The organism is Binatus sp. (SeqCode), from assembly GCF_036522015.1.
GTDB lineage: Bacteria > Desulfobacterota > Binatia > Binatales > Binataceae > Binatus.
The window spans coordinates 1-8504 of record NZ_DATDGQ010000044.1; the positions used below are offsets into that span (position 1 = coordinate 1).

An 8504-nucleotide genomic window follows, 5' to 3' on the forward strand; every position below is an offset into this window, starting at 1 on the left:
GGGCTTGTGGATCAGTCGTGGCGTCGAGGAATGCCTGAATTTGCGGAATCAGTATGTCGCGCTGGAGAGTGTCGAGCGTTATCGAGTCGCCCGGCTGGGGCTGGTCGTCGCTCGCCATCGCCGTCCCTAAGACTTGGTGCCGCCTTCGTTTTGTCCTAGCAGGGATGCCAGCTCGTGCTCGAAGCCGCCGGTCTCGATTGCGCAATGCATCCCGCATTCTTTTGGTGCGCCCGTTTCCCACCACCATCGGCCCGCGCGAGCGTCCTGGCCCTCGGCCACGGCGCGCGTGCATGGCGCGCATCCTATCGACTTGTAGCCCTTGTCGTATAGCTCGTTGTAGGGCACGTCGTTGGCGCGGATGTAGTTCCAGACTTCTTCGTCAGTCCAGTCGGCCAGCGGTGCGAGCTTTACGATACCGCCGTGGTCGTGATCGATTTCGATTTTGCGGATGTTCGAGCGCGTCGCCCATTGGTCGCGCCTGAGTCCCGTCACCCAGGCGCTGTAGTTCATCAGCGCGCGGCGCAGCGGCAGCACCTTGCGCACCTGGCAGCATAGGAGCCGCAGGTTGACGTCGTTGTAGAAAAGATTGTTGCCGTGCTTGGTAACCATCTGCTGCACGACCGCGGTATCGGGCATGAAGACTTCAACGTTGATACCGTAGCGCGTGCGATACTTATCTATTACGTCGTAGGTCTCCTGCGGCATCCGGCCCGTGTCGATCGTGAACACGCGAATCCTCGGATCGATCTTGTGCGCCATGTCAATCAGCGCGCAGCCATCAGCCTGGAAGCTGCAGCAAATCGCCAGCTCTTTGCCGAACCTCTCTATCGCCCATGCAAGGACTTCCTGCGGCTCCTTGTCGTCGAGCTCGACGGCAGCTTCGCCTGCCTCGAGTTCATCCATGATGAGATTCAGCTCGGGCGTTTCGGGCTCTTCGTTGAATTGGGCTCCTGCAGCCATGACGAAATCCTTGGGCACGATACCCGGGTTCAGGCGGCGGCGTCCGCGCCGGTTACGTTTCCACTTGCGATCGAAATCAGGTCGGCGTCGGGCGTGCGCACGCAAAAATGCGAGAACGTCTCATTAGTCTCGCGCCGCTCGAGATAAGTCCCAAACAACCGCGACACGTAATCTTCCACCAGCGGAGACGGTACGCGACGTACTATCGGCTTGCCAATAGCTGCGTCCTTGCCCAGACCGCCGCGCAGAATAATGTCGAACGCCTCGAGCGGCTCGCCCGCAGGCCCGCGGCTGGTCGTGCCTTGCAACCCGATGTCGCCGGTCCAATGCTGCGCGCACGCATGCGGGCATCCGTCGAGATTCAGCTTGAGGCCGCCGACCTGCTCGCCGAACTGATTCACCAGCCGCTCGATGATCGTAGCAAGCTTGGTCTTGGTGGGAGTGACCGCGTAGTTGCAATGCGGATCGCCGATGCATCCGATCGACGACGCGTACAGCCCGTTCGCCTCCAGCGGAAAGCCAATCGCGCCCACCTGAGCGATCACGTCGTCGAGCTGCGCGGTCGGGATGCCGGTGATGATGAAATTCTGCCGCCGCGTCAGGCGAATGTCACCGCCAAATGACGCCGTCAGCGCAGCAAGCTCGCGCATCTGCCGCCCGCTCATCAGCCCCAGGTAAACCGGGAAGCCGACGTAGTTGAGGCCGCCCTGCTTCTGCCCGTGGATGCCCATGTGATCGCTCTCGGTCTCGGGTAGCGGCATCTCGGCGAGATTATCGAGCGCGAAGCCGAGCTTCGCTTCGACCAGCTTGCGAAATTCCTCGGGGCCGTAGTCGTCGATCATAAACTTGAGCCGCGCCTTGACCCGCGACATCCGGTACTCGGTAGTGCCCTGCCAGACGTCGATGATCGCGCGCATTACCGGCATCGCCTGCTCGCGCGTGATGAACACGCCCAAGTGCCGGGACAGGCGCGGCGTCGAGGACTGCCCGCCACCGACGCGCACCGCAAAGCCCTCGCGCCCGTCTTTCAGCATCGCGATCAGCGAGACGCAGTTAATCTCTGGCGCGTTGCACTGATGCTTGCATGCAGCGATCGAGATTTTGTGCTTGCGCGGCAGGTCCGAGTACTCGCGATTGCCGTAAAAAAATCCAGCAGTCTCGGCAATCAGCGGCGTCACGTCGAAAACTTCGTCGGGATCGACGCCCGCCACCGGACATCCCGTGATATTGCGCACCACGTCGCCGCATCCGCCCATCGTCGTCAGCCCGGCGCTCTTCAACTTCTCGAGAATCTCGGGGAACCTGTCGAGCGTGATGTAGTGCAGCTGGATATTCTGGCGCGTGGTCAATTCGCCCTGGTCGCGCCCGTAATTCTCGGAGATTTCACCAATTGCGCGAAGCCCGTCGGCACTCAGGATGCCGCTCGGGATTTTGATGCGCATCATGAACGTGCCGATCTTCGGCTTGTCGTGGTACATGCCGAACCACTGGAGCCGCACAATGTCTTCCTCGGGGAGTTTCTCGTACGAGGTCTCCACCAGCCGGTCCCATTGACCGGTCAGCTCAGTGGGAAAAAGGTCGTGCTTGAGGCGCTCGACCGAATTGCGCTTCAGCACCATTTCCCACGGTTGCGGTTCCCTCTTCGGCACGGGTGAATCTCCTGCGAATGTAAAGGTAACTTAGATTACCTACTTAGTCAATTAAGTAGATGACTAAGCCGGTCGCCTATTTCAGTTTTGCCCCGATCATGCTAAATTCACGCCGGAAGTTCAGTTAAAAGAGATGAAGTTTGGCGTCGGTGTTGACTACTCCTTGAAGGCTCTGCTGCTGTTGGCGGAGCGCTATCCTACCACTTTGCCGGTGCGAGTCGAGGAAATAGCCGCGACCCAGGACATCCCCGAAAACTACCTCCGCCGGCTGCTGATCGAGCTCAAGCGCGGCGGTCTCGTCGCCAGCCAGAAAGGCCCGAGCGGCGGCTACATGCTGGCGCGGCCGCCGGCGAGGATCACGATGGCCGATGTCGTCGAGATAATCGAGGGCGACTACACGCCCGTGGAGTGCCTCGAGGAGAGCTCGTCGACCTGCCCGCGCGAACAGCCATGCGCGATGCGCGACGTATGGCGCGAAGTGCGCGATAGTGTCAACGGCATCCTGCGCGGAGTGACCCTGCAATCACTATCTGAAAAGCGCAAGCACGCAATCAACTACAGCATCTGATACTTTAACGCGCGTTGTTATGGGTCAATGTGGATGCAGGCTTGGAAATCCGAAGCGCGTGCGCATGATATATTCCAGGTTATTTTTGGGCGGTGCGAAGTTCGGATCCTCCCGCAGCGCTCCCTGGTAGAGCAGTATCGCATCGTTTAAGCGGCCCGCGTCCTGTTCCAGGACGCCCATGTCAAACCACGCGAATTTATTCGACGGATAGAGCGAGAGCACCATCGCGTAGTCTTCTTCCGCGGATACCATGTGTCCCGCGCTCTGCGCTTCGAGACCGGCGCTCAACAACGAGTGCCCGTGGACGCCGGGCGCTTCGTTGAGCGGCCGCGATATCGCAAGCCCAATCACAATCGGCACCACGGCGGCCACCACGATGATCATTGGGAGTGCACGCGAGTTCAGGTTTACAGGCCCGGCTTCCGGCGCCCTGAAATACTGGAATGCTCGCCGAGCGCCGAACAAAACGATTGTGACCAGGACAATCAACAGCAGCAGCGCCATATCAGGAATGGCCAACGCCCGGATTGCCCACGGACTCAAATGTTGGCGACTCATCAGGTCTTCAAGATCGGAGACAATCGGCGACACGCTCGGCACAAACACCCACGCGTTGTTGGCCACGACTCCAGCGGCCATGCGCTTTACCTCGATGGCCGCAACGTACACGGAGACGCCTATCAGCTGCACCATGAATCCGATGAACATGAGCGCGGCTACCGCAATTGTCGCCCGCCTCGGCGCGCGATCGACCGCCATCTCGAAGGCGGGCAGTGTCAGCGGCATCAGCAACACGATCGACTCGAGCATGTACCTGGGTCCGTACGACAAATCGCCGCTCCAGGTCTTGTTCGACGCAATCATCAAGAGATGCGCGATAGCTGCCAACGTCAGCGTTGTCGTCTCCAGCGGCCAGCGGCGGTAAGCCTTGCGGCCCACGATGAAAATAAGAATCAGCGGCGGAGCGAATACAAAGACGCTTAGCGCGGGGCTGAAGAGATAGCCGGCGATCGCTTTTGCAATCTGGGGCACGTCCAGCACGAAGCGCGCTCGATCCTCCCAGTAACCGAACTGAGTAACGCTCCCAAATCTCAGGTAGTTGAAATACATCGAGCCGGCCACTGCGCCGATCGGCCCCATCGCGGCGAGAATCGTTCGCCGTATCATTCGCGCCGATCGATCGGGCAGCTCCCGAACCATCTTCCACGCGACCGCCGCACCGTAAAGCCATATGATGACCGCCGCGGGAACGGCATCTGGACGCGCCAAAATCGCGACGCCGAGACTCGCGCCGCCCAGAACAGAGCTGCTTGAAAGCTCACGGGGGGTTTTCACTGAAAAGAACCAGAACGCGAGGAGTACCATCAGCGCGTCCAGCTCGTGCTGATAGAAATGCGTCGCCTCCGACATGATCAGCGTCGCAAGCCCGGCCGCTGTCGCCATTAAGAGGGCGGCGCGTGGCTTCGGCGAAAGTTGCGCGCCGACCATGAACAGAACGGCGACGATCGCGCCGCCGGCAAGCGCATTGACGATCAACGCGGCTGAGAGCGCCAGCCTTCCGCTCCACCGCAGCGGCTGTTCCGGTGGCCCGATCGGAGGACCTGCAAGCTGGCCTCCGTTCATCGATCCTACCGCGTCGTCGAGTTTGAGCCCGAGATATACGAACGGAAGCGAGACCATCGGAAGTCCCGGCCCTTTTACCGTGTACCAGTTCCCCCCGCGGCCGAACCGCGCGTCCACCATCACCGGGATGTCGATCGCGTGCCGCAGGATCAGCGCCTGCGCGGTCTCCTCCTGCATCACCTCGTCGACCGCAAAGAAATTGCCGGGACCGATGGCAAAATAGAAGCACGCAAACGTCGCCAGCAACACGACCTGCGGCGGCAGGCGTCGTAGCCCGTGATAGAGTCGCGTCTTTGCCTCGGTCGCTTTCACGCGGCATCCCCTCCAGCCCGAGCGCGAGGCAGTCTTAGGCAGGCCCTTTGCTTAGATGCTCGTGGACCATCAGCCAGCGGCCGTCACGCTTCTCAAGGACGGACGTTCCGCGGCCTGATCCTTGCGCCGGCTGCCCGCCGACAGTGCCAGTCCATCTGAACGGATAACTGCAGACTGCGCAGGTGTCCGAGCGGATCAGCCAGCGGACTGGGCCGATCTCGTAGTGATCGTCCAGGATAGTCACGAAGTTCCGGTTGATTGCCTCCGCGATTCGCTCGATACCCGGATGCGAAGTGCCGTTACTAAACCAAAACAGCGCGTCCCCTGCGACCAGCGAGCGAACTCGCTCGAGGTCGTGCGAGCGGTTCGCCAGCTCGTAATCTTTCATGAACTCTTCCGGCGACATTTTCTGCTCCGTTCGATCGCGCTTAAGCCCACGTCCAAAGGTCGGCGATTAGTTTTTCGCCGGGCAGACCAAATCCACTCCGTTACCCGACGGGTCCGACAGATTAGCCATCGCACCTTTCGCGCCGTGCTGGACTTCGCCTTCGAGCTTGCCGCCAGCATCGATTGCGCGCCCAACCGCCAAGTCGATGTCTTCGACTGTGAAATCAAGATGGACTGGCGTCCAGTGCCGCCCGTAATCGCGCGAGATTTGCCCCTGCGCGCCAGCCGGAGCTTTCATGATCCAGAACGTCTGAGCGCCGAGCTTTACGTGCGCCCAGTCGGGATGGTGCTCCACCACGGTCAAGCCGAGACCGCGCCCGTAAAACACAACCGCGCGATCCACGTCGTCAACGTCGATGCAGATTGAAAATTCCATTACGTCCCCCTCTGGAGCGACATGGCTATACGTGCACCAGGACTTTCTCCCGCAGGTCGCGCATCAGCTTTTCGTTCTGCCCGACTTCGCCGGTGAAGATCATCTGCGAGGTGCCCCAGTCTTTCGCCCGCCGCTTCAGCTCGACGATGCATTCCTCAGGCGTTCCGATCAGCAGCATCGGCGACGCCAGCAACTCATCAGCGGACTGCTGGAACATCGCAGCCATCATCTCGGCACTCTTGCGGGTAGCCTCCTTTGATTCCGAAATTATCGTCGCGAAAATAAAATTGCTGATTCGCACCGCATCAGGCTTGCGGCCGAGCCGCTTCGCTTCGTCGCGCACGAAGCTGACCTTCTCGCGGAACGACTTGTCGTTGGTGCGTTTCACCACCTCCATCGAGATATGGCCGCGCTTGCCCGCATCGGGAATGATGTTGACGTAGTCCGCGTACTTCGCCGCCAGCCGCAACAATCCTTTGCCGCCGCCGCCGACGATTATCGGCGGATGCGGCTGCTGGATCGGCTTCGGCCACAGGATCGCATCCTTGAGATGGTAGAACTCGCCGTCGAACGTCGTGCGCTCGTTCTTCCACAGCGACAGGATGACCGCGATCGCTTCGTCGAGCATCCGCAGCCGCTCGGTGATGGGCGGGAACGGAATCCCGCTCATCTTGAATTCCGTCTCGGTCCATCCCGAGCCTATACCCGCCACCAGTCGTCCGCCGCTCAACTGATCCAGCGTCATCAGGCTCTGTGCCGTGATCGACGGATGGCGAAACAGATTGCATAGCACGAGATGGCCGACGCGTATCTTCTTGGTCGCTTCGATCACCGACGCGGCCATCACAATATGATCGAAGGTCCGCGACTTCACGTCGAGTTGCCGATCCGGACCCTCGTTCACCAGATGGTCGGGAAAAACGATCAGGTCGTAGCCGAGCGCCTCCGCGGTTTGCGCGTGAGCGCGATACTGTGCGGGTTCCAGCCCGCCAAGTTGAATTCCGAATTCCATTGGTACCTCGCGAAGAACCTGTATTTGAGCCGGCTACGTTAGCAAACCCGCCAGCATTAAGAACATCGGATTTCGATGATCTGTTTCAGCGCACAGGGACTTGCCTCCGATCTCTCGGGAAGTTGCGACGATGCGGCTTGCCGCCTGTGTCATAGAGTGGTACATAAGCTCATGATGGATCCGCGAAATGATCGTGAGCTTTCGGGATGACTGGTTACGCGATTTCTTCATTGAAGACATTCGCTCGAGGAAAATCCCATCCGATCTGGAGAGCCGTTTGTTCCGTAAAATTCAGATGCTAGACGATGCGACGACGGATCGCGACTTGGGAGTGCCGCCCAGCAATCACTTCGAAAAGCTGCGTGGCAGTTTGGATGGCTTCCATGCGATTCGCGTCAACCAACAATGGCGGCTCGTCTTCCGATGGGACGACGGCCGCGGCGAAGCCAGGGGCGTCGATCTCGACGATCACAGTTACAGATGAAGTGAGGCGAGCAATGTTGATGACAAAGCGCAAGCCGATCCCGGTCGGCGAGATTCTTACCAAAGAGTTCATGCAGCCGATGGGTCTGACGCAAGGCGCGCTGGCCAAAGCGATGGGCGTACAGCGCAAGCACGTCAATGAGCTTTGCAACAACCGCCGCAACGTGACCGCGCCGACGGCGCTCATCCTGGCGCGTGTGTTCGGCAACAGCCCTGACTTCTGGCTCAATGTGCAGCGGCGCAGCGACCTTTGGGAAGCGATGCATTCGCCCCGCGAACGCAAGCGGATTCAACGGGCTCGGCCTCTGACCGCCCCCGCGTAATCTGCGCGACTCGCTCCAGCGCGGGAGGGTGGCTACGGTAAGCCAACCCGACCCGCCAGCACCAGGAGACAGTGAATTCGTCGAGGATTCGTCTAGCTAATTTTTGGCATGAAGACTCGACGAGTCCTTGATTAAAATCGCAGCACATTCTCCCACCCACGACCAAAAGAGCCGTCGCTGCTGCCGAAAATTGTAACAGTGCATTTGCGAATTTCTTTGATCTTCTTCGCTTCTACGTGAATAATTGCCGCTTCAATACGCACGTCGCTCTGTGCCGCACAGCGCCGATGCCCACGAAATCATCAAGGCATGCCTCAGAATTGATTGAACCGATTGTTAAAGAATGATTATCCTTAGTGTAGGGATGAATGGGATGACGAGGTTGCGGTTTCGCCCTGCATACGCCTGCGGTCTGAGCCGATGCCCGCGCGAACTGTCGACGAAGGAGACAGATGACTCCAAAGATCGCGCAAGTTTCATCACGGAATAAATTACAAACCAAACGACCTTCGATGCTCGACGCGTTAGGCGAGCTCCGCGTTCCGCTCGAAGCCAGCATCTACTGGCTCGGCGCACTGACCCATCCCTGGCCGCACGCACGTCCGCAAAACGCCAAAGTCGTCATACTGATTCCGGGATTCATGGCCGGCGATATGACGCTCGCGCCGCTGGCCAATTTTTGCCGATGGCTCGGCCATCGCGCGGTTTACGCCGGCATTTTGTCGAACTCCGAATGCCCGCGCGAGACGAT

General features: G+C 59.7%; 9 protein-coding genes and 1 pseudogene. 4 read left to right on the forward strand and 6 right to left on the reverse strand.

Annotated elements, in window-relative coordinates; translation table 11 throughout:
- Positions 1-126 precede the first annotated feature (126 nt).
- On the reverse strand, positions 127-960 hold the full coding sequence (locus VIW95_RS01835; protein WP_331583432.1) for a phosphoadenylyl-sulfate reductase: 834 nt from the start codon (positions 958-960) through the stop codon (positions 127-129).
- A 29-nt stretch (positions 961-989) separates the two neighbouring features.
- A complete protein-coding gene (locus VIW95_RS01840) occupies positions 990-2609 on the reverse strand; it encodes a nitrite/sulfite reductase (protein ID WP_331583434.1) in 1620 nt (539 codons plus the stop codon).
- Positions 2610-2742: 133 nt separating this feature from the next.
- Between VIW95_RS01840 and VIW95_RS01845 the strand changes: the two genes are divergently transcribed.
- A complete protein-coding gene (locus VIW95_RS01845) occupies positions 2743-3177 on the forward strand; it encodes an Rrf2 family transcriptional regulator (RefSeq protein ID WP_331583436.1) in 435 nt (144 codons plus the stop codon).
- Between the two features lie 24 nt (positions 3178-3201).
- Here the strand turns inward: VIW95_RS01845 and VIW95_RS01850 are convergent, their stop codons facing one another.
- The 4 genes from VIW95_RS01850 to VIW95_RS01865 are packed head-to-tail and all read right to left on the reverse strand — an operon-like array spanning position 3202 to position 6947.
- Positions 3202-5112, reverse strand: coding sequence for a hypothetical protein (locus VIW95_RS01850; RefSeq protein ID WP_331583438.1), 1911 nt, complete (start codon positions 5110-5112; stop codon positions 3202-3204).
- 34 nt (positions 5113-5146) lie between these two features.
- A complete protein-coding gene (locus VIW95_RS01855; RefSeq protein WP_331583440.1) occupies positions 5147-5518 on the reverse strand; it encodes a nuclear transport factor 2 family protein in 372 nt (123 codons plus the stop codon).
- A gap of 48 nt (positions 5519-5566) precedes the next feature.
- Positions 5567-5935: a VOC family protein gene (locus tag VIW95_RS01860; RefSeq protein WP_331583442.1), complete on the reverse strand. Its 369-nt coding sequence runs from the start codon at positions 5933-5935 to the stop codon at positions 5567-5569.
- 25 nt (positions 5936-5960) lie between these two features.
- Positions 5961-6947 (reverse strand): LLM class flavin-dependent oxidoreductase, encoded by a 987-nt coding sequence (locus VIW95_RS01865; RefSeq protein ID WP_331583444.1) that lies wholly within the window; start codon positions 6945-6947, stop codon positions 5961-5963.
- 187 nt (positions 6948-7134) lie between these two features.
- On the opposite strand from VIW95_RS01865, the gene VIW95_RS01870 reads away from it, so the two are divergent.
- The 3 genes and pseudogenes from VIW95_RS01870 to VIW95_RS01880 all read left to right on the forward strand — a co-directional run.
- Positions 7135-7431 (forward strand): type II toxin-antitoxin system RelE/ParE family toxin, encoded by a 297-nt coding sequence (locus tag VIW95_RS01870; protein WP_331583446.1) that lies wholly within the window; start codon positions 7135-7137, stop codon positions 7429-7431.
- Positions 7432-7444: 13 nt separating this feature from the next.
- Complete coding sequence (locus VIW95_RS01875; RefSeq protein ID WP_349259277.1) at positions 7445-7753, forward strand: HigA family addiction module antitoxin; 309 nt, start codon at positions 7445-7447, stop codon at positions 7751-7753.
- Positions 7754-8265: 512 nt separating this feature from the next.
- Positions 8266-8504: pseudogene (locus VIW95_RS01880) on the forward strand (hypothetical protein); the annotation flags it as partial.

Excerpts from the sequence above, each read along its gene's own strand:
- VIW95_RS01835 (WP_331583432.1), bottom strand. The coding sequence starts at position 960 with ATGGCTGCAGGAGCCCAATTCAACGAAGAGCCCGAAACGCCCGAGCTG.
- VIW95_RS01845 (WP_331583436.1), top strand. The coding sequence starts at position 2,743 with ATGAAGTTTGGCGTCGGTGTTGACTACTCCTTGAAGGCTCTGCTGCTG.
- VIW95_RS01855 (WP_331583440.1), bottom strand. The coding sequence starts at position 5,518 with ATGTCGCCGGAAGAGTTCATGAAAGATTACGAGCTGGCGAACCGCTCG.
- VIW95_RS01860 (WP_331583442.1), bottom strand. The coding sequence starts at position 5,935 with ATGGAATTTTCAATCTGCATCGACGTTGACGACGTGGATCGCGCGGTT.
- VIW95_RS01865 (WP_331583444.1), bottom strand. The coding sequence starts at position 6,947 with ATGGAATTCGGAATTCAACTTGGCGGGCTGGAACCCGCACAGTATCGC.
- VIW95_RS01870 (WP_331583446.1), top strand. The coding sequence starts at position 7,135 with ATGATCGTGAGCTTTCGGGATGACTGGTTACGCGATTTCTTCATTGAA.
- VIW95_RS01875 (WP_349259277.1), top strand. The coding sequence starts at position 7,445 with ATGTTGATGACAAAGCGCAAGCCGATCCCGGTCGGCGAGATTCTTACC.